Raw genomic sequence first — 20,028 nt, forward strand, 5'->3', positions numbered from 1 at the left:
GTTTTCCGGGCAGCGTACAGGCGATGGGTTAGAAGTGCACAACGGAGCGAATGCTTTTGCCTTCATGCATTAAATCGAAGGCTTCATTTATCTCGTCCAGTGGCATGGTATGTGTAATAAAGTCGCTGAGTTTGAACTCGCCATCCAGATAGCGTTCAACGTAAGACGGTAACTCGCTGCGACCTTTGACGCCGCCGAAAGCGGTGCCGCGCCAGACGCGACCGGTAACCAACTGGAATGGTCGGGTCGAGATTTCCTGACCTGCGCCGGCGACGCCGACGATCACCGATTCGCCCCAGCCTTTGTGACAGCATTCCAGCGCGGAACGCATCACGTCGACATTACCGATGCACTCAAAGGAATAGTCGACGCCGCCGTCGGTCAGTTCAACAATGACCTCTTGAATAGGCTGGTCATAGTCTTTCGGATTAATGCAATCGGTCGCGCCCAACTGCTTCGCCAAATCGAACTTGCTTTCGTTGATGTCGATGGCAATGATGCGACTGGCACCGGCCATGGTGGCACCGATGATGGCACTCAGGCCAATACCGCCGAGACCGAAAATCGCCACGGTATCGCTGGACTGAACTTTGGCCGTGTTCATCACGGCACCCATGCCCGTGGTCACGCCGCAGCCGAGCAGACACACTTCTTCCAGTGGCGCTTGTGGGTTCACTTTGGCCAGCGAAATCTCCGGCAGAACGGTGTACTCCGAAAAGGTAGAGCAGCCCATGTAATGAAAAATCGGTTGGCCGTCGATGGAAAAACGGGAGGTCCCATCAGGCATCAGGCCCTGACCCTGGGTGGTACGGATTTTCTGACACAGATTGGTTTTACCGGACAGACAGAACTTACACTCACCGCACTCGGGCGTGTACAACGGAATGACGTGGTCGCCAACGCTGACGCTGGTGACGCCTTCACCGATGGCCTCGACAATACCGCCGCCCTCATGACCAAGAATGGCCGGGAAGATGCCTTCCGGATCATCTCCGGAAAGGGTAAAGGCATCGGTATGGCAAACACCGGAGGCCACGACCTTAATGCGCACCTCGCCCGCTTTGGGTGGGGCGACCTGAACGGTTTCGACTTTTAACGGTTCGCCGGCCGCCCAGGCGACAGCGGCTCGACAGGTTAGGGTTTCAGCAGTCATGGAACGGATTTCCTGTGTGTTGAAGGGTCCGAAAACCTTACATTGATGCCTCGGTGTTGATAATATCCAAAAATTAAAATCTTTATTACGTGTGTGTAACAATGAGCTTCATCCCGGATTGGGCGGGTATCGCCGAGTTTGTCAGTGTTGTAGAAACCGGAAGCTTTACCGCCGCCGCCAAGCGACTGAAGGTGTCGACGGCTCAGGTGAGCCGGCAGGTGAATCAGCTGGAGCAGCGGCTGGCGACCCAGTTGCTGTATCGCAGCACCCGGCGGGTACGTGTTTCTGAACTGGGGCAACGCTATTACCATCAGTGTCGACTGTTGATGGACGGTTTTGAAACCGCCGAAAACGATCTGCAGGCTTTGCAGGCGACGCCCCGTGGACGATTAAACCTCACCGCGCCGATCACCTACGGCGAACAGTTTCTGATGCCGCAGGTGAATGACTTTCAGGTGCAGTACCCCGAACTGACCGTGAATGTGGAACTGACCAATACTCAGCTGGACATCGTTGATGCCGGCTTTGATCTGGCCATTCGACTGGGCCGGCTGTCGGACAGTCGACTGCGGGCACGTAAACTGGCGACGCGTCAGGTGCGCACCTGCTGCAGTCCGGGCTATCTGCGACGCTGTGGTGAGCCTCACACTCTGGCGGAACTGAAGCGACACAACTGTCTGCTGGGGTCGGTTGGGCAATGGCGTTTCCGGGTTCAGGACGAGGAAAAACTGGTCACCGTCAGCGGCAGTTTGCGCTGCAACAGCGGGCGCTCCTTGTTAGATGCCGCCAGCAAAGACATTGGCATTGTGCAGCTGCCGGAAGAATATGTGCTGGACGGTTTGTCCGACGGCACGCTGGTGGAAGTGCTGTCGGCCTATCGGCCGGACAGTGAAGGCATTTGGGGGGTCTATCCCGAAACTCGCTGGGTGTCTCCGAATGTCGGGTTGTTGCTCGATTTTCTGGCTCAGCATTTGACCGGCGAGGCGGACGTTTTCCAGTCCGATGTTGCCCGGCGGGATTGAAATGCCACGGCACCACCAATGACGGCCGCCATGTCGCCAAGTTGAGCTAACCTAAAATCAATGTCATCCGCGTGATACCACAGATTGTCCGGCAGCCGTGCTTTCAGGTCCCGTAATAATGATGAGCCTCGCGCTGCGATCCCTCCGCCGATGATCACCCGTTCGGGGGAATACGCCAATATCAGATTATGAATCAGCCGAGACCAGACCTGCAGGGTGTGCTGCAGTTGTTGCTGGGCCTGAGTATCGCCTTGATCGGCGCTTTGCCACAGTTGTTTAAAGTCGGTCTGCAATGCCCAGCTGGACGCTTGGGCTTCCGCACAACCGCTGGCACCGCAGTTACAGACAGCACCGTCGATCGTGGTCAGCGAGTGTCCACCCAGGTTGCCCGCGAAGTGTCCGGCGCCGGCCAGCAGTTGCCCATCCACAATCGCGCCGGTACCGATGCCGGTGCCCAGCGTCAGCATGATCACGTTGCGGCGGTTTTCTCCGGCGCCCTGTTGCCACTCCCCCTGCAAGGCCGCAATAGCATCGTTTTGCAATAGCAGCGGGCACTGAAAGGTTTGTCGGGCCCACTGCCTGAAATCCGTTACCGGAGCATCCTGATGTTTGCCGTTAATGCGTAGCACCTGTTGCCGATCGCGATCAACAATGCCAGGCAAGGCGAGTGCGATACCATCGATCGCTGGCAAACCATCGTGCTGCCATTGACGAACCTGGTTAGCAATCTGATTCAGGGTCAGAGTCATGGCGGCTTGACTGTTGATGGTAAGCACGGTTGTGCGATCCAGCCGGTCATTAACAAAAGCGCCCATCTTGACCCGAGTACCGCCGAGATCGATTGAAATCAGTGTCATACCTGACCCTCCTCGGCGTTTTGGTAAACGCGCAGGCAGCGCCCGTTACCAGACAGGGTCCGTGCTACCGTACTGGGCATTAACAAAGCACTGATGCCGGTGTCGAGCGGTGCATTGCTCAGAGTCACTGTTCCCTCAAGGACCAGCATCAGTTCGCTTTGTGTTGTCGGTTCCAGTGATTGGACCTGTTCGTTGATCGTTAGAACTTCGCATTGGTAGTCATCGACCGGAACCGGGATTCGGTGCCGGCCGCGGCCGGAGACCACGCGATCAATTTCGGGCGCAAAGGGTTGAAAGCGCACCGCCGTGGTCAGTTCATCCAGGTCAATGTGTTTGCAGGTCAGTCCGGCGCGCAGCACATTATCAGAACAGGCCATTACTTCGACGGCATCGCCTTCCAGATACGCGTGAGGGATGCCTGCCGGAACAAAAAAGGATTCGCCCGGCGACAGTGAGATCGGGTTCAGCAGAATGGGCATCAGGACACCGGCGTCCCCCGGATACCATTGTGATAACTGTCTGACTAACGACAGCGTCGGGTTGGTTGATTCCACTAAGGCGAGTTGATCGACCAAGGCCGTAATGGTGCGCTGTTCCAGACTCAGAAAGAAATGGAACAGGGCTGCTAACGTCGTTTCGGTCTCGGACGTTTGGCAGCGATAGCACGCATCAACGATCGTCCGGTCGGGCAGTGTGTCGATGATTTCAAAGATATGTTCCGGTTTCCTAAAACCCACCATCGCCCGGAAAGGCGTTAAGGCGAGCAAGGTTTCGGGCTTGTGATTGGCGTCTTTGTAATTGCGTCGGCGGTCGGTGATGTCGATGCCAGCGTTCTGTTCCCGTTGAAAGCCTGCTTCGGCTTGCGATTTACTGGGGTGCACCTGAATAGACAGGGGCGAGGCAACGGACAGCAGTTTTACCAGATAGGGCAATTGACCGTCATACAGTTCATACTGCTGTAAAAACTCGGGCAGAGGTTGGGCGGTCTGCGCCACCTTGGAAGGCAGTTGTGGGTGTGCTCCGATCCAGTACTCAGCGACCGGTCGATCACCAATGAGGTCCGGACGACCAAGGAACGTGGCAATGCCATCATGGGTTCCCCAGTGATAATGCTGAACAGCATTTTCTAAAATGACATGACAGGGTGAGCGGTCAGACATGAGGGTGGTTCACTATGTAAAAGTTATCTGGGAATGGGCGACCGTTTTGGGTCGCCCGATGGGTGTCGTGTTTTGGATCAGTCCAGAACAAACCGGACCGCGTCGGCGATGGTATGGCCGGAATCGCTTGCGGCATCCAGTGTGACCCGGTTGGCATCCGAAGTACCGGCACCAAAGGTGAAGGTGCCCAGTAATTGCCAGCTGCCTCCGTTGATGGTCTGATCGCGGTAGACTTCGGTCACCTGACCCTGTGCATACACCTTGTATTTGATGTTGTCGGGGCGATTGCTGTGCGATGTCCAGCGAGCGTAAACCTTGTAAGTGGCGGTGTTCGGAAAGGTGGGGCGCCAGGATGCCCAGACGTTACTGCCACCGGCTGCATCGACGTCATAGAGGTAGTCGCTGCCCTGGTAGCCCGATGTTGAGGTGCTGCTGTTCCAGCCACTGCTGCTGGTGAGAAAGCCGGAACTGTTGTTATCTATGATCATGTCCACGGCTGGATTGGTCTCGTTGGCGTAGCCGATGTTCTGGCTCAGACGCGCGCCAACAGAATAGAACATATGCCATTGGTTATTGTCGTACACCAGATACGGTTCCGCGGCTTTGTTCTGTTCGGCCCCACCGGATGTCGGGTCATAGAACACACCCTGGTGGTTCTCCAAATTAAAGTTGGCACCGACTTCGGTGTAGTAGATGTTGCTGCTGCCGTGATAAAGCACGTAGTGCTTGCCCGCGTCCTGCCAATAAAACGCGCCGGAGATATTGCTTTGTCCATCGGGAACCGGCGACACCAGGGAGCCATCGCGCGGGGTAAAGTCTTTACCATCGTCTGAGGTGGCCAAAGCGATTTTTCGCTGGCCGCCGTCATTGACCATCAACACCATCGTGTACCGGTCACCCCAGGTTGGGATTTCATAGTCGAACACCCGCGCATAGGACGTCTCGGAAATCGAAGTGCTGAAACCGGCGTTATGAAAATCGGCGGTTGTCACGGCAACGTTGTCCTGCGCGATGTTCCAGTTCAGTCCATCCCAGGACCAGGCCCAGCGAGTGGTGTTGTTTTCTCCGTGGTAATACATGAAAAATTTACCGTACTCTTCCATCCAGACCACATTCGGGCTCGAGATGTGGCTGACATTCCAGCGGGACGGTTCATTGTTCGAAATCAGTGGCAAGTTGCTGTACTCAGTGTATGGGCCTTCGATGGTGTTCGAATAAGCCACCGCAATACCACCCGGGGCATCATGCGGTGCGTAGTAAAGGTAATAGTTCCCAAGGGCACCGCTGATGTGGTCGGTCACCTTTAACAAGCTGGGAAAAATGACCTCGTCAGTCGGGTTGTAGTTCAGTGTGTCAGTGTTGATGACCACGCCCTGATGGTAGAACGTCGGTTTGGCAGCGAAGGCCAAGGTGGCCGTCAGACTGAGGGCACTGCAGAGCAGGGCGGACAGTTGTTTTTTCATGAGTGTGACTCCGTTTTGGTAGGTCTCATGAAAACCGGATCGATGCATGGTTTTCATTATTTTTGTATTTATGAGCTTGAGTCGATCAGCGCACCGTCAGTCTGTTCTTTGACTAAATGATTATGCGCATAATCTTTTAATTACCTTACGGTTCGATTCTTAGGTTGTCAAATGATCAGGATTAATCAGGCGCGGTTTGGTATGGGATAGGGGCTTTTAGATCAAGAAAAGCGGTAGTTTGAGCTTTTTTAGGTGAGTAGGGTTTAAATAAATTATTGATTTATAAAGGTTTATTTGGTTTTAGTGAACGATCGGCTAAGAGCTGTAAGTTGGCAGTCGTATACTGAAGGGGCGGAGAGCTTGTTCGGGTGTAACGTACGGTTTAGGTGGTTTCTATTGCTTATTTGAGATTTTTTCCGTGCGGGACTTGCTAAAATTGATTACGCGCTTTATCATTTTTTCATCAAGTTAATTTGCAGAGTGCCACAGTCGCATGAAGGACACAAAGAAACGCCCAACTCAAGCCGATGTTGCCCGACTGGCCAAAGTCTCCTCGGCCGTTGTGTCTGCTGTGGTGTCCAAAGGCGACTCCAGTAATATCCGTGTGGGTGAAGAAACCCGGGAGCGCGTTCTGAAAGCCATCAAGGAGTTGGGCTATGTGCCCAATATGGTGGCGCAGTCTCTGGCGGGAGGTCGCAAGAAAATTATCGGCCTGTTCAGTTTCGAGTCGGTGTTTCCAAAAGACCCGAACGACTTTTTCCGTGATTTTCTGTTGGGTGTTGAAACGGCGGCTGAAACCATGGGCTACGACCTGCTGCTTTATACCTCGTCGAAAAACCGTAACCAACAGAAGCGGATTTATGAAAACGACGTGAATCGCCTGGTGATGGCCGATGGGGCCATTCTGTTCGGACGGGATCCCAATCCGAAAGAACTGATTCGGTTACAGAAGGATGGTTACCGGTTTGTTTATATCGGCCGGCAGGACCTGAAGACGCCCATCAGTTATGTCGCCGCCGACTACACCGGCGCAACCTGCGAGTTGTGTGAGCACCTTTACGAACTTGGTCACCGTAAGTTTCTGTACGTTGGCGACGTGCCGTTGGTGGAGCGTCGACTGGATCGAGAGCAGGGTTTTAAACAGTTCCTGCAAGATCATCAGTTGGATGAACGCCACAACCGGATCGAACGGGGAAACACCGACACCTTTGTCGCCGAGCTGGTGGAGCGGATCAACGCCGATCAGTTGACGGCTGTTCTTGTCGAAGAAACCCCAGTGGCTGAACAGCTGGTTGATCGGCTGGCACAGCAGGGGAAACGTGTACCGGACGATATCTCTATCGCTATCTTGGGTGAACCTATGGGTGCGATGGACCTGTCCATCGAGTGGAGCGGATTCGATGTTCCTAAAGTCAATATGGGTCACCAGGCGTTTGTATCATTAATACAGATGATCGATGCCAACCTGACCAACTCAAAAGTTCAACTGACGCTGCCGTGTGAGCTGCGTCTTGGAAAGACCCTCGGGCCTGCCCCGATTTAATCATCAATAAAAAACTCAGAGCGAGCTCAGCGCTTGTAGTAACAAAAACAATTAGAGGACTTAATGATTATGCGCTTTATCAAACTCACCACCGCCGCTCTGGCTCTCGGCATGACCGCCGGGGTAAGCCAGGCTGACGATTTGCGTTTTACCGTATGGACGGGCAGTGAAGCCCATCTGTCGATGCTGAACGAATTTGCCGACGGTTTTAAAGCGACGCATCCGAATACCAATATCACTTTCGAAACCATCCCGTTTGCCGATTACGTGCAGAAAATTTCCCTGCAGATCGGTGGTGGTAATCCGCCGGACATGGGCTGGATGCTGGAAGGTACGGCACCCACCTTTATTCAATCTAATATCCTGGCCGATGTCAGCGACACACTGCAGGCGACCGCGAACTACAACTTTGAGGATTTGTCACCTTCAGCAATGGGTTTGTGGCAGAAAGACGATGCCGTCTACGGGGTTCCGTTCTCAACCTCACCGTTTGTGATTTTCTATAACCAGAGCCTGTTGGATGCCGCCGGTCTGGACAATCCGAATGAACTGCACGCCAAAGGCGAATGGACCTGGGGTGCGCTGCGTGACATGGCCGATACCCTTGCGGACGCTGAACAGGGTATTTATGGCTTTGAAACCATGGACGGCCAGGGTTATGACGGGCGCGTGTGGGAAGTGCTGGTGCCGTTGGTGCGATCCTACGGTGGCGACGTCTGGCAGGGCGATACCTGCACGTTGAACTCAGCAACGGCGGTTGAGGCCGTTCAGGTGTATCACGACATGATCTTTAAAGATCAATCGGCGGTCCCTCCGGGAGAAATGGGCGACTTCTTTAATGGTAAGGCCGCCCTGACCTATACGCAGATTTCCCGCGCGTCAAAATTGGATGAGGCTGACTTTGACTGGGGTATTGCACCCATGCCATCTGGTAAAGCGGGTAGCGCCCCCATCATTGGTCAGGCCGCAGTTGTCGTCTTTAAAGACAGTCCAAACCGGGCGTTGGCTGAAGAGTTTCTGGCTTACATGACCAACGAAGCGGGTGTCGCACGTATGGCTGAGTTCTTCCCGCCGGCACGTGCCTCGGTCTTGGGGTCGGATGCTTTCCTGAACTCAAACAGCCGGCTGACGCCGTCCGCCATGCGCATTGTGGCGAATGAAATCAATAACGGCAGCGTTATGCCGTCTCATGTCAACATGCCGGTCATTAAATCGGCGACACGGGGAACCTTCGACAAGTTGTGGAAAGCGGATGCGGACATCGAAGCGGTGTTTACGGAAGCCTGTTCTCGAATCAACAAACAACTGACTCGAAAATAACCCCATCACTGCGACCGGCAGCGGTGAATGCTGTCGGTCGTCCTTAAAACGTTTGGTGATCTGATGTCTGCACTTGTCTCACAGAAAAAGAATCTGTTTTCCGGAGAAACGCTGTCGGGATGGCTGTTTATCAGCCCGATGATGTTTGGCTTTCTTTGCTTTTTTATTATTCCGGTGATTGCTATTTTTGGCTATTCGGTCACTGAGTGGAACATTTTAAGCCAGGATTCAACGTTCGTTGGTCTGCAGAACTACCAGGAAATCTTTACTGAAAATGAAGAGTTCTGGTTGGTGGTTCGTAACTCTTTGGTCTTTGCCGGTGGCTTGGTGCCATTGAACATCGCACTGGCTTTGGTTTTGGCCCTGGCGTTGAATCAGAAATTTACCGGCGTGGTGTTTTTCCGCACCGTGTATTTTGCACCGGTGATTACCGCGGGAGCGGCCTGGGCGATTGTCTGGTCGTTTCTTCTGCAGAAAGAATCCGGTGGGGTTAACCAGCTGTTGGCGTTAATTGGCATTGATGGGCCAAACTGGTTGCGTGAACCGAACTGGGCCATGTTTGCCGTCATCATGACCCGGGTTATCAAAAACGTGGGGCTGAACATGATTTTGTATCTGGCGGCGCTGCAATCCATTTCTCCTGATTACGTCGAAGCATCGTCCCTGGATGGTGCCACACCTTGGCAACGGTTCCGCCACATCATCTGGCCGCTGTTGGCGCCGACGACGTTGGTAATTTCCATCGTGACGGTTGTTGGTTCGCTGAAAGTCTTTGACCACATCTATCTGATGACTGGTGGCGGGCCCGAAAGCGGCACCTTGGTTTTGGCGTATTACATCTATGAACGTGCGTTTGAGTTTTTTGAAATCGGCTATGCCAGCGCTTTGGCGGTCATCCTGTTTGTTTTGACGTTGGTGTTAACCGTCGGTCAGTGGCTACTGAAGCAGAAGGAGCAATAAGATGAGTACCCTGGTCTTTTCCAAATCGAATCGCAAAGATGCCGCGATGACGGATGTCCCCTGGAAGCGTTACCTGAATCGGGTGCTTTGGTATGCCACGCTGTTAGGGGTATCGGTGCCTTTTGTATTTCCGTTCATCTGGATGGTGTCAGGTTCACTGAAGAGTCAAAGTGAAATTACCGCGTTTCCACCGACCATCATTCCGGAAACGTTTCGCTGGGAGAACTATGTCGAAATTTTTCAATACCAGCCTTTCGCACAGCAGTATTTTAATTCGTTGTACATAGCGGTGGTGGTGACGATCTCAATTATGTTTGTCGCCTCGCTGGCAGGTTACGCCTTTGCCAAAATCAAGTTCAAAGGTGCAAATCTGGTGTTTCTGTTGCTGCTCAGTGGGCTGATGATGCCGGAAGAGGTCACCATTATCCCAAACTTCTTTGCCATGTCGACATTGAATCTGATGAACTCGCATGTGCCGTTGATTTTGCTTCCGGTGTTTGGCTCTCAGGGCATTATCGCAACGTTTCTGATGCGCCAGTTCTTTATGTCGATTCCGAACGAAGTCGAAGAAGCCGGCATTATGGATGGCCTGTCCCGATTTGGCGTGTTCTGGCGCATTGCGCTTCCGCTATCCGGTCCGGCGCTGGCGGCGGTGGCAATCCTGTCTTTCCTGCATTCCTGGAATCTGCTTCTTGAACCACTGGTGTTTGTCAGTGATCTCGACAAGTTTACCGTGCCCCTGGCACTGAATAATTTTTCCGATGCCTACGGTTTACCGTTGTGGCATTTACAGATGGCGGCAACATCGCTTGCGGTGATTCCGGTGTTATTGATTTACGTTATCGCGCAGCGACACATTGTGCAGAGCTTTGCGATGACCGGCGTTAAAGGATAAAAGATGAAAGTAGAACAGTACGATGTCGTTGTCGTAGGTGGTGGCCCCTCGGGTGTCATGGCGGCGGTGCAATCTGCTCGAGCCGGAGCAAAAACCCTGTTGATTGAACGCGGTGGCTTTTTAGGTGGTTCGTTGACCATGATGGGCGTCAGTCCGATGATGACGTTTCACAATCCTGGCGGCGATCAGGTCGTGTTCGGGCTGGCCCAGGAATTGGTTGATAAACTGATCGCCATGGATGCGTCACCGGGGCATGTGATCGATTCGATCACCTATTGCTCAACCGTGACGCCCTTTGATGCCGAGGCGATGAAAATAGCCATGGAAACCATGGTCATCGACGCCGGTGCGGACATTCTTTACCACTCCATGCTGGCCTCGGTTTCGTTTGACCAGTCCAGGGTGCAAAAAGTCACTGTCTGTAATAAAGCCGGCTTGGTGGATATTGTCGGCCAATATTTTATTGACGCGACGGGTGATGGGGATCTTGCCAATCAGGCCGGCATTATGCAGAAAAAAGGCCGGGAGACTGACGAAGCCACGCAACCGATGACAATGAATCTGAAGATTTCTGGTGTGGATGTCGATCGTATTCGGGAAGATGTATACGCCAACCCGGACAATTACGAGTTTGACCTCGGCGTCGAAGAAGGCATTAAGCGGCTCAAGGAAACAAAGCGATTAAGTTTGAAGGCGTTTTCTAAAACCTGGCCGGCTTATCGTGATCAACATCAGTTGGGTATTCCACGAGAGTTTATTCTGTTCTTTGAAACCAACGAGCCGGGTACCGTGGTTTGTAATTCCTCTCGGATTCAGGGTATGGACGGCACTAATCCGTTCGACATGACCCGGGCCGAAGTTGAAGGGCGGCGCCAGTGCTATGAGATTTTCAAGTTCCTGAAATCTGAAGCCATAGGCTTTGAAAACGCCCGATTGGTTTCAACACCCTATCAGGTGGGTGTGCGGGAAACCCGCCGATCGATCGGGGATTACGTGTTAACCGCCAGCGATTTGCTGGAGCAGCGACCGTTTGACGATGTGGTCGCGTTTGGTGCCTATCCGATCGATATCCACTCACCTGATAAAATCGAAACGGTATCCACTCACTTGCAGCCTGATCATGTTTATAACATCCCGATGCGAACGCTATTCACCGGCAAGGTCGATAACCTGGTGTTCAGTGGTCGTTCGATCAGTGCGGATCATGAGGCTTTCGCCGCCATTCGGGTGACCCCGATTGCGATGTCTATCGGACAAGCCAGTGGCGCGGTAGCGGCCGTTGCCGCTCGTCATCACTGTGCGGTGAATCGCGTTCCTTACGAAGAGGTTAAACAGGCACTGAAAGAAAATGGTGTCCGGCTTTAATCGCCCTACAACTCTGGAGTCAGCAATACTCTGACGTGTTTGACGGTGCCCGGCACCGTCTTTTTTTATGAACCGAAAAGAGGGAGCATTCACGATGATACGGAAACTGACGGTTTTGTTGTTGCTGGGTGTCAGCAGCCTGGTGTTCAGTGCTGAGTTAACCCTGACGGTCTGGAGCAAACGTCCCGCTCATGTTGCGGTGATGGAGACACTGATCAGAGGCTTTAATGAACGCCATCCGGAGGTGACGGTACAGTTGGAGTACCTTCCTTATGGCGACTATAACGACCTGTTCAGTTCGACAACGACGCGCCTTCCGGATATCGGCTGGGTTTCAGAAAGCCAGTTCCCTCAGCTGGTCGAGCGAGGTCTGGCGATTCCATTGATGAGTGCTCTGCAAAACGATGAACGTTATGATCTTGAAGATTACACCTTGGCATCGCTGGAGCAGTTTTCGCATGAGGGACAACTGCTGGCGGTCCCATTTTCTAACTCCCCCTTTGTTATGTTCTACAATCAGGACCACTTAAATGCGGCCTTGGTTCAGTCATTACGTGATGGGCAGTTCGAAAGTTTCCAGACGATGATTGAGGCGGTGTCGGCGCATACCCGAAAGCAGACGGGTGTATATGCTTTTGAAGGCCGGCACGGTGGCTCGCAACAACGCAGCCGGTCATTCGAATGGGTCAATTTGTTGATTCAATCCGATCTGGGTCCAGATTGGCAACCGGAAGGCTGTGCTTTCAATGATGAAGCCTTTAAAGCGCTGCTGAACTGGTATCGGGACAGTTATACAAGCTTTGATGTCACCGTCCCGGTGGATCAGGAACGTCAGTTTTTTAAGGGATCAGTTGCCGTGACCTACGGCCAGATTTCCGATGTGTCTCAGTTACAGACAGTTGATTTTGAGTGGGGCTTGGCACCGATGCCGCAGGGTGCAGAAATGGTTGGGCGTGCGGGTTTGTTTGTCTCGCAGCACAGTGAACATCAGGCGTTAGCCATTGAGTTCGTAAAATACCTAACCGGGCGGCAGGGTGCGATGGTGATGTCCCGATACTTTCCGCCCGCCAGGGCGTCTATTTTAAAATCCATTGAGTTTCTGGGCAGTAACCCAAACCTGGAACCGGTCGATATGTCGGTCGTGGGCCAGGGCATTCTGAATGGGCAAAGCCTTGTCATGGGGTCGCACGAGACCCGTCTGCAATCCTTAGTGGCTAAGGACTATGCTCAGTTATGGAACCCATCGACCCCTTTGGACGCATTGTTAACTCAATGGTGTGCAGCGCCCTGACACCGGCTTTGGTTCAGAACTCATTCAGATTGTGTTGACGGGCCAGCGCCGCATCAACCTGCTGACGACAAAAGGCCAGCAGGGTTGTCTGTCGGCAATCTTCGGCCGCCTCATCCAGCCATTGGATGTTTTCTACCGCCTTTGCCCGTGTGTTTTCGTAGGCTTCGCGTTGACTGTCATCGGTTTCAACGGCAATGAACGCATCCAGCGTAGCGATAGACTGCTGATTACTGACGAACCGAACTGACAGGCGCTCATTTTCAAATGTAAAGGGAGCACCGCGGTCTAATGGGTCGGCAACCAGTCCAAAGTGTGCCGACGCCTGATAAGTTTGGGTGTTCATAGACAGCACGGTTTTTGGTGCGCTTTCGATGTCCTGTGCATACCCGGAAGGGCTGAACAAATAGTCGAACAGTTTTTCCAGTGTGGTTTCACAGTCCGTCATGGCATCGGTTTGGCAGTAACGTGGGTTTTGATCCAGCAGCTCCTGTAGTCTTGGTGTCATACCGCCCTGCGTGTTGACGTCGATGCTGTAGACGGCGTTCTCGGTCAGTTTGAGCCATTCTTTGGTTTTCGTTTTGGTTTTGGAATAGAACAGAAAGCGCACTTTAATTTTTGTCACCCACTTCTGATACTCTTCGACCGAACGAAAGTGCAGTCGCGTCGTTACGTAGATCTCGGAACCCAGTTTGATGTGGTGAATGAAGGCGTCACCACAGGTACTGAGAATCGTCATGGGGTCGGCACCAACCATGGACTGACCCAAGGGGGTCAGCGTCCGGTTTTCTAATGACAGATCGCGGGCGTCGTAAATCAGTCGAATACTGGAGGAGGCACTGCGTCGGTTTTCGGTGACGCGGGAGCTGAGCGAAGTACTGACCGAACCGGCAAATAAAATCAGATTGATGCCGCCTTTCACTTTGCCATAGGTTTGTTCGATGAACGCTTCGGCAGTCTGAGAACTGAGGTAGTTCAGTTCACCGCGAACATTTCCGGTTTCGATCCAATCGCCTTGCAGGCAGGCCTGTCGCATGGTTGCCATATCGCTGTCAAAACCAACGCCCAGATGGTCGGGTTGAATCTGGTAGCCCGCGTATTCGGTGGCGTCCAGGGTGCTGGCAAGCATCAACCCGCACAGTGGCAGGCATAGGTTCCTAAACAGTGACATGGTGTCCCTCGCAATTGGCTGGCGGCTGGCAAGTAAACAGTTGGCTCTGTCTGACATAAGGCAAACAGAGCCGTGTGTGGGCCTTAGTTTTCGAACGTCAGACCGTAGGTGGTCAGAGCAAATTCACAGGGTGTCCATTCCACGATGCCATAGTCCGGTTGGCTCGCATCAACAAAAACCGGTGCCCAGCGCAGCTTACGATACGACAGGGACAACGGCTCTGAAATCAACCCTCGGTTAGTTGCCTGCTGACGGGCCAGTTCACACTGGTACACCTTGCGTTCCTGGGCGGGAATTTCCAAACGGCTCCGGTCGTATTCGGCCAGGCATCCTTCCCCGGTAGTGTTGCAGACATTTTGCATTTCTGCCCAGTAGTCTACGCACAGATCTCCGAAAGGATGTTTCTGGCAGTATTCCGCCGCGTCGTAATACAGCCAGGCATTTTTGTACGCATCACGTTTGATGGCTTCAATGCCCTGGCGCTGATCGGCCGGCACCCAGCTTAAATAGGTTGCCAGGATGTCGGCCGCCCGCTGCTCGTCCATCAACGCTTTTTTGTACTTATCGGTCAGTTCATAAAGCAACTGATTTCGTGCAAAGCTGACTTCCTGATACTCCGGTGCCAGACGTTTAACGTCGGCGGTTGAGCGGTCGTAACGCGTCGTTTTGTAACTGATGACGTTGTAGTCAGAGAGTTGGTTAAACTGCAGACGGAAATCGTTTTTCGCGTACTGAATGGCCTGACTGAACAGGTCAAAACACGGCTGAGGATTTGCCAGTGAGCAGGTGACGATGTTGTTGGGGATGATGTGCAGCAACTGAGCAGGCTGCCCACCTTTCTGAATGGCGCGAACGGTGATCTTTACCGACTCTTTGGTTTCTTCATCGAGAAAGTCCAGTTCGCCCTGTACACTGACCACACCGCCGGCAATATCCACGCCGAGGTAGCCCCCAATGTCCCGCTTGTCCTGACTGTTCAGGTATTCAATGTTCATGTTAACGAACAGTTGCGCACCGTACTCAATGCTGGTGACAAACTCATCACCGGCGAGCTCCATGAGTTCACTTTGGTAGTCATTGGCAATGGTGTTACCTACTGGGTTCAGCGTAAAGCCAACGTTGCTGTCTTCCGGTATGAACACTTTCTTTTTCGGTGTGGTGTTCGCCGTAAAGGTGTACGAACTGCTGTACTGCGACTCGGCCGACTCTTTTGCAATGTGTGCGCCAGCGTTGACCTGTACCACATTAATGGCAACCGATGCATCGACGCTGCCATTCAACGAGCTCAGTATCTCGTCGTAGCTGGTGTCGGTGTCGTAGGTAAAATTAAACTGAACGCCACCATATTGCTCGGTTACGGTACCGGCAATGGGTTGGTGATTCAGAAACTCTTCGGTTGCGCTGTTATAGGCTGTACCGAGAATTATGTGATCGTTCACCATGCCTGGAATGGTGCTGCTGAACGTATCCAGCCGTTGCGATTGCAGCGATTGGCGCTGCGGGACCGTTGTGTCGGCCGCAGAAGTCAGGACGCTGAGCAGACAGGCTGTTGCCAGCAGTCCGGATCGGAATGAAATTGTCATGGGTGAATCTCCCTTAGTTAACCATCAGGGTGTAGTCTTCGACTTCACCGTATTGAATGTCATAACAGGGGTTGTCATAGCCGCCTGCGATATCCGTCGTAATGCGCAACCGGGTGAAGCCTGGTGTGGCATCGTCCGGGACAGTCAGATTGAAAGTCACCTCGCCATCGGCAGAGGCTTGATTACGAACGATCATTTCGCCGGCATCATCCAACGCGCCGTTACGGTTCCAGTCAGCAAAAACATGCCAGGTACCCGTGATGCGTTCGTGGCTTTTCAGTTCCGTCGCGCTGACTCTGAAACTGTCGCCGCGATTGAGCGTCACAATCCGTCCGGAAAAATTAGAGTAGGTTGAGGCGTCGCTGTTGTTTTCGTAGTTACCGATGGTGACCCGGCTGATGGCCAGATAGTCGGAGCTGGCGGATGTGATGGCACAGTAAGGTTTGTAGTCGAAAGTGGTTTGCAGGCCGATCACCTGATAACCACGTGGAATGGTTTTACAGACCTGATTGGGGTGCGTACCCGCCACCCAGTTTTCCGGGTTCTCATGGTCTTCATCGCCAAAGGTGAGATATTGCGCATGCGTTTTCAAACGGCCATCTTCAAAAAGCCATGCGTTTCTGAGGTCATTCATTTTATCGGCAGTTGATGTCGGGTCCGTCACGTCGTACATCCGTTCCCAGGTTTCAATCAGCAGTCCTTCATAACATTTTTGCAGCCATTGGAAACGTCCGACGGCTTCGATGGGCGTCAGTTGATCGTCCCACTTGCCGTAGTTCGGGTAGTCCTCGGCGGTTGCGACCACACTGGTACCAACCAGAGCAGCCCATAGGCAGAGCCATTTAATGAGTTTCATGGGTCAGGTTCCTTAATCCGGTTAAAGGGCGCTCAAATCGAGCAGGTCGGCATCGTAAGTTTGAATGTAGCCACCATCGGTCAGTTCAGTTTCCCGATCCCGACAGTAAGGGCCGTAGGGGTTTCGGTTGCAGTATGCGACCGTGTCGGCATAGAGGTAGGCGTTGGCCCGTGCTTTATCGACAATGGCTTCAATCTGTTGTTTCTGCGTCGTGCTCAGCGCCGAACCGTAATAGTTCACGATGTTCTCCGCGCGCCGTTTATCGAGCATTGAAGACACCCAGGCGTCACTGAGCCGATTCATGGTGAGTTTGGTCAGATAGCCGATGTCTTCGTAACCACTGACCGGTGTCAATACGGCCAGACCCGGACCGGAGGTTTGATAGCGTTGCGTGTACAGCTTGACCGGATTGTATTTGTCCAGCGTTGGGAACTGATTGATGTAATCGGTTTTTAAATAGGTGACAGTTTCAGAAAACAGATTGAAACAAGGCTCAGGATTGTTCAGCGAGCATTGCATCAAACCATCGGGGATAATTTTTGCCAGCTCCAGTGGATTGCCGCCTTCCTGCTTGGCCGAGATGGAGATTTTCACTGAGCGTTTGATGTCTTCATCCATCAGGCTCAGATCGCCATCAACGCTGACGATGCCGTTGACATCAACCGACAGGTACCCGCCAATACGTCTTTTGTCTTCGGCACTGCGGTACTCCACCTTCATATTGACGATGAGATAAGAACCGTATTCGATGCCGGTGACAAACTCATCGCCGAGTTCTTCCGGCTTGTTGCCCGGATAGAGGTTTGCCAGTTCTACGGCCGCTGCGGTTGCCTGGTAGCCGTACTCATTGGCCGGTACCAGCAATCGTTTTTTTGGTTTCAGATTGATGTAAACAGTGTAGGTACCGGTGTACTCATCGGCCGCATTTTGTGAAGCGTATTGTCCTCCGGCATCGACACTGACGGCGGTCAGTTTCACTGAAGCGTCCACACTGCCGTTCACCATGTTCAGCAGTTGTTTGTAACCGGCGTCGAGAGAGAACTGGATTTCCGCCTCGGTGTTGCCGTAGGTTTCATCGATTTGACCGTTCACACTCTGAAAGCCGTAAAATCCAGCTTTGTCACTGTGATATGCGGTTCCCAGTGGGATGTGATCGTTTTCGGTCCCTGGAATCTCAGTTGCCGTCGACAGGGATGCGCAACCGGCCAGTCCGATCAGTAAGGCTGAGACGCGACCTGGCAGTGTCCGGCACCAGGGACGTTTTCTGTTCAATGTACTCATGGATTCACCTATCAGATAAATGGTTCAACTGCGCTTCCGTCATTGGTGATACCGCGCAGTGTTTAAAGCGGGGCCGGTCTGGTGACCGGCGCCCTTTGGTGAGCGGATTACTTCAGCGAGTTCAGATAATCCTGATGCCAGGCTTCCGGCAGTTGCTCCAGTGTGGCCTCGACCGTTGACGGCGCTTTATCTTTAAACGTCAACGATGACTGATAGCCGAGGTCACCAATGGCAATGCCGTTGGCAAACATCAGCTCGTCGGTTTCATTGGTGCCGGAGGCAGGTTCCAGTTCCAGGTTATGGACGGTGTCGTTGAACAGCTGCTCTTCAACAGCGGTCACCGTGCTGCTGCCCTGTTGTGTCATCAACTGGTCACCGGCCTGAACCTCCTCAGCCCAGATGACGCCGCGATTGGAGGTTTGAACCGGATGGGTACGGGTGAGTAAGACGTTGTGACCGAGGTCATCGGTAATGGCAATCATCGGTTCGGCTTCATAACCGATAGACGTATCGGTGACCTGCATGGCTTTGCCGTCGGACAGCACCACATCACCAATCATCACGTCTTCGATGGCCTTCACGGAACCATCGGCCATGGCAATCAGGCTGCCCTTGGCAACACAGCTGTACTCGAAATACAGGAAGGGCAGTTTCTCCTCGAGAACCCACTGGTCGAGTTCGTCATCGAGGCTCGCGTTTTCAGCGACAAAGACGGTGTCGTAAGGCGGCACAATAACAATACGATCATCGGTTGTGCTTAAGTCACCATCCATATCAATGGTGTCCTGTGCCTGTACCCGCAGGCGGATTTCCCACTGTACGTTTTCAAAGCGCTTGAACAACGTCGCCTGAGTGTTATCTGCGCCAACGCCGAATAGTGCATCTTCCATTGGCACGTCCCAGGTCAGGACAGTAGTGACGTTGCCGAACTCATCGAGGAACGGACGGAAGTTGACGTAATCGACAAACGTCGTTGAAGGATCGTCAGGGTGTCGCATGTGTGCCCATTCGCCATCGGCATTCGGGTCACCGGCCATAATCCAGACGCCGGTATCGAGACCCTGAATCACACCTTGTCCGGTTTCGCCCGGAGCATAGACCTTGATGATTTCGTGGATGGTTTCGATGGAACCGGCAATGGGCAGTCGTACCTTCAGTTGCGAGTTGGGTGTGTTGCTTGGATACATCTGCGGGTAATCGCAGTCACCGTGGTCTCGGTTCAGGCAGATTTTAATATTGTTGTTACCGGCATGGGCCGGTTTTACCACCGGTGCTTCGACGGTGAGGGTACCGTTGTCACCATTGGAGGAACTGCGACTCATCAGGGCTTTTGCCAAAATAACGTTTCTGCTGGTGTGGAACTGTCGCTGACCGTCGGTATCCTGAGTCATGGCGAACGATTCCAGAATAAATTGATCGTCCGGGTCATAGTTGGCGGCGATGTAGTCGGTATCAACATCAGTCAGCGCGATAGAGCGGTCTGCTTCGCCGGCGTAGGCGCGTTTAGCGCCCGGTTTGCCGATCTGCACTCCGTTGGGATCCTTCAGCACGGTGGTCGTGTATCCGTAGACAAGGTTGTCAGCGACGTTCACAGTTGCAGCCGCAATCAGTCGGTTCTCCAGCGTAGCCGGATGGGTCACGGTTTTGGGCATGTGCACTGAATGGTGCAACGTAGGGTCCTGCACCAGCAGGCTTGCTTCGGTGAACAATTGCGGGTTCATCAAGGCCTGTCGCCGGGCTTCTTCAACCATCTTGAAGTGCATTGGCGCTTCGGCAGGGGTGACGCCAGCATACCGAAGATGTTCCATAATGATCGCGAAATCTTCATTGTTGGCCGGGTTCAGAAAGCCGTTTTGTCCGCGTTGAGCGATGTGTTTGTAAGTGGCCTCCCGGTCACCCATTGAGGGTTTAACTGAAACGGAGGAATCGCCGGCCAGTGCCGTAGACGTCAGAGTCAGCGCGCTGCCGAGAGCTGCGCTGGTAATCGCAAGCGCCAGAGTTTTCTTGTTCATGGGTCTGTCCTTTGAGATTGAGTGAGTTTCCGGTCCGCTCTGAGCCGTTCGCCACAGGCTACCGGAGCGGTAGCCTCGTAAAACAAAAGGTTCAGAGCT

General features: G+C 53.2%; 16 protein-coding genes. 7 read left to right on the plus strand and 9 right to left on the minus strand.

Annotated elements, in window-relative coordinates:
- Positions 1-28: 28 nt before the first annotated feature.
- Complete coding sequence (locus MED297_RS01600; protein ID WP_008041733.1) at positions 29-1,153, minus strand: S-(hydroxymethyl)glutathione dehydrogenase/class III alcohol dehydrogenase; 1,125 nt, start codon at positions 1,151-1,153, stop codon at positions 29-31.
- A gap of 101 nt (positions 1,154-1,254) precedes the next feature.
- Here MED297_RS01600 and MED297_RS01605 point away from each other — a divergent pair, with 101 nt between their 5' ends.
- Positions 1,255-2,175, plus strand: a complete 921-nt coding sequence (locus tag MED297_RS01605; protein ID WP_008041735.1) for a LysR family transcriptional regulator — start codon at positions 1,255-1,257, stop codon at positions 2,173-2,175.
- Here MED297_RS01605 and MED297_RS01610 read toward each other — a convergent pair.
- The 3 genes from MED297_RS01610 to MED297_RS20955 all read right to left on the minus strand — a co-directional run bounded on the left by MED297_RS01610 (position 2,118) and on the right by MED297_RS20955 (position 5,655).
- Positions 2,118-3,032, minus strand: coding sequence for an ROK family protein (locus MED297_RS01610; protein WP_008041737.1), 915 nt, complete (start codon positions 3,030-3,032; stop codon positions 2,118-2,120). The genes MED297_RS01605 and MED297_RS01610 overlap by 58 nt on opposite strands.
- Positions 3,029-4,192 carry a mannose-6-phosphate isomerase, class I gene (gene manA, locus MED297_RS01615; protein WP_008041740.1) on the minus strand — a complete coding sequence of 388 codons (1,164 nt, stop codon included), beginning with the start codon at positions 4,190-4,192 and terminating at the stop codon, positions 3,029-3,031. Before manA ends, MED297_RS01610 begins: the two co-directional genes overlap by 4 nt.
- Positions 4,193-4,269: 77 nt before the next feature.
- Positions 4,270-5,655 carry a golvesin C-terminal-like domain-containing protein gene (locus MED297_RS20955; protein ID WP_154650811.1) on the minus strand — a complete coding sequence of 462 codons (1,386 nt, stop codon included), beginning with the start codon at positions 5,653-5,655 and terminating at the stop codon, positions 4,270-4,272.
- A gap of 493 nt (positions 5,656-6,148) precedes the next feature.
- On the opposite strand from MED297_RS20955, the gene MED297_RS01625 reads away from it, so the two are divergent.
- From MED297_RS01625 to MED297_RS01650, 6 genes are all read left to right on the plus strand, one after another.
- On the plus strand, positions 6,149-7,198 hold the full coding sequence (locus tag MED297_RS01625) for a LacI family DNA-binding transcriptional regulator (RefSeq protein ID WP_008041745.1): 1,050 nt from the start codon (positions 6,149-6,151) through the stop codon (positions 7,196-7,198).
- Positions 7,199-7,267: 69 nt separating this feature from the next.
- On the plus strand, positions 7,268-8,518 hold the full coding sequence (locus MED297_RS01630; RefSeq protein WP_154650812.1) for an ABC transporter substrate-binding protein: 1,251 nt from the start codon (positions 7,268-7,270) through the stop codon (positions 8,516-8,518).
- Positions 8,519-8,581: 63 nt separating this feature from the next.
- Positions 8,582-9,478, plus strand: a complete 897-nt coding sequence (locus MED297_RS01635) for a carbohydrate ABC transporter permease (protein WP_040556531.1) — start codon at positions 8,582-8,584, stop codon at positions 9,476-9,478.
- 1 nt (position 9,479) lies between these two features.
- Positions 9,480-10,373, plus strand: coding sequence for a carbohydrate ABC transporter permease (locus tag MED297_RS01640; RefSeq protein ID WP_008041750.1), 894 nt, complete (start codon positions 9,480-9,482; stop codon positions 10,371-10,373).
- A 3-nt stretch (positions 10,374-10,376) separates the two neighbouring features.
- A complete protein-coding gene (locus MED297_RS01645) occupies positions 10,377-11,738 on the plus strand; it encodes an FAD-dependent oxidoreductase (protein ID WP_008041752.1) in 1,362 nt (453 codons plus the stop codon).
- Positions 11,739-11,832: 94 nt separating this feature from the next.
- Complete coding sequence (locus tag MED297_RS01650) at positions 11,833-13,029, plus strand: ABC transporter substrate-binding protein (protein WP_008041755.1); 1,197 nt, start codon at positions 11,833-11,835, stop codon at positions 13,027-13,029.
- A 13-nt stretch (positions 13,030-13,042) separates the two neighbouring features.
- Here MED297_RS01650 and MED297_RS01655 read toward each other — a convergent pair whose 3' ends face one another.
- The 5 genes from MED297_RS01655 to MED297_RS01675 all read right to left on the minus strand — a co-directional run bounded on the left by MED297_RS01655 (position 13,043) and on the right by MED297_RS01675 (position 19,929).
- Positions 13,043-14,197 carry a hypothetical protein gene (locus MED297_RS01655; protein WP_154650813.1) on the minus strand — a complete coding sequence of 385 codons (1,155 nt, stop codon included), beginning with the start codon at positions 14,195-14,197 and terminating at the stop codon, positions 13,043-13,045.
- Between the two features lie 83 nt (positions 14,198-14,280).
- The gene (locus MED297_RS01660; RefSeq protein ID WP_008041758.1) at positions 14,281-15,780 is read right to left on the minus strand and encodes a hypothetical protein; all 1,500 of its coding nucleotides are present in this window, start codon (positions 15,778-15,780) and stop codon (positions 14,281-14,283) included.
- Between the two features lie 13 nt (positions 15,781-15,793).
- Positions 15,794-16,636 (minus strand): GEVED domain-containing protein, encoded by an 843-nt coding sequence (locus MED297_RS01665; RefSeq protein ID WP_008041759.1) that lies wholly within the window; start codon positions 16,634-16,636, stop codon positions 15,794-15,796.
- A 21-nt stretch (positions 16,637-16,657) separates the two neighbouring features.
- Positions 16,658-17,917: a hypothetical protein gene (locus MED297_RS01670; protein ID WP_008041760.1), complete on the minus strand. Its 1,260-nt coding sequence runs from the start codon at positions 17,915-17,917 to the stop codon at positions 16,658-16,660.
- Positions 17,918-18,024: 107 nt separating this feature from the next.
- Positions 18,025-19,929, minus strand: coding sequence for a Hint domain-containing protein (locus MED297_RS01675; protein WP_008041761.1), 1,905 nt, complete (start codon positions 19,927-19,929; stop codon positions 18,025-18,027).
- Between the last annotated feature and the right edge of the window lie 99 nt (positions 19,930-20,028).

The sequence above is a fragment of the Reinekea blandensis MED297 genome, from assembly GCF_000153185.1.
Taxonomy (GTDB): domain Bacteria; phylum Pseudomonadota; class Gammaproteobacteria; order Pseudomonadales; family Natronospirillaceae; genus Reinekea; species Reinekea blandensis.

Bases quoted from the DNA above. Each gene is read 5' to 3' on its own strand.
- MED297_RS01600 (WP_008041733.1), bottom strand. From the start codon at position 1,153: ATGACTGCTGAAACCCTAACCTGTCGAGCCGCTGTCGCCTGGGCGGCC.
- MED297_RS01605 (WP_008041735.1), top strand. From the start codon at position 1,255: ATGAGCTTCATCCCGGATTGGGCGGGTATCGCCGAGTTTGTCAGTGTT.
- MED297_RS01610 (WP_008041737.1), bottom strand. From the start codon at position 3,032: ATGACACTGATTTCAATCGATCTCGGCGGTACTCGGGTCAAGATGGGC.
- manA (WP_008041740.1), bottom strand. From the start codon at position 4,192: ATGTCTGACCGCTCACCCTGTCATGTCATTTTAGAAAATGCTGTTCAG.
- MED297_RS20955 (WP_154650811.1), bottom strand. From the start codon at position 5,655: ATGAAAAAACAACTGTCCGCCCTGCTCTGCAGTGCCCTCAGTCTGACG.
- MED297_RS01625 (WP_008041745.1), top strand. From the start codon at position 6,149: ATGAAGGACACAAAGAAACGCCCAACTCAAGCCGATGTTGCCCGACTG.
- MED297_RS01630 (WP_154650812.1), top strand. From the start codon at position 7,268: ATGCGCTTTATCAAACTCACCACCGCCGCTCTGGCTCTCGGCATGACC.
- MED297_RS01635 (WP_040556531.1), top strand. From the start codon at position 8,582: ATGTCTGCACTTGTCTCACAGAAAAAGAATCTGTTTTCCGGAGAAACG.
- MED297_RS01640 (WP_008041750.1), top strand. From the start codon at position 9,480: ATGAGTACCCTGGTCTTTTCCAAATCGAATCGCAAAGATGCCGCGATG.
- MED297_RS01645 (WP_008041752.1), top strand. From the start codon at position 10,377: ATGAAAGTAGAACAGTACGATGTCGTTGTCGTAGGTGGTGGCCCCTCG.
- MED297_RS01650 (WP_008041755.1), top strand. From the start codon at position 11,833: ATGATACGGAAACTGACGGTTTTGTTGTTGCTGGGTGTCAGCAGCCTG.
- MED297_RS01655 (WP_154650813.1), bottom strand. From the start codon at position 14,197: ATGTCACTGTTTAGGAACCTATGCCTGCCACTGTGCGGGTTGATGCTT.
- MED297_RS01660 (WP_008041758.1), bottom strand. From the start codon at position 15,780: ATGACAATTTCATTCCGATCCGGACTGCTGGCAACAGCCTGTCTGCTC.
- MED297_RS01665 (WP_008041759.1), bottom strand. From the start codon at position 16,636: ATGAAACTCATTAAATGGCTCTGCCTATGGGCTGCTCTGGTTGGTACC.
- MED297_RS01670 (WP_008041760.1), bottom strand. From the start codon at position 17,917: ATGAGTACATTGAACAGAAAACGTCCCTGGTGCCGGACACTGCCAGGT.
- MED297_RS01675 (WP_008041761.1), bottom strand. From the start codon at position 19,929: ATGAACAAGAAAACTCTGGCGCTTGCGATTACCAGCGCAGCTCTCGGC.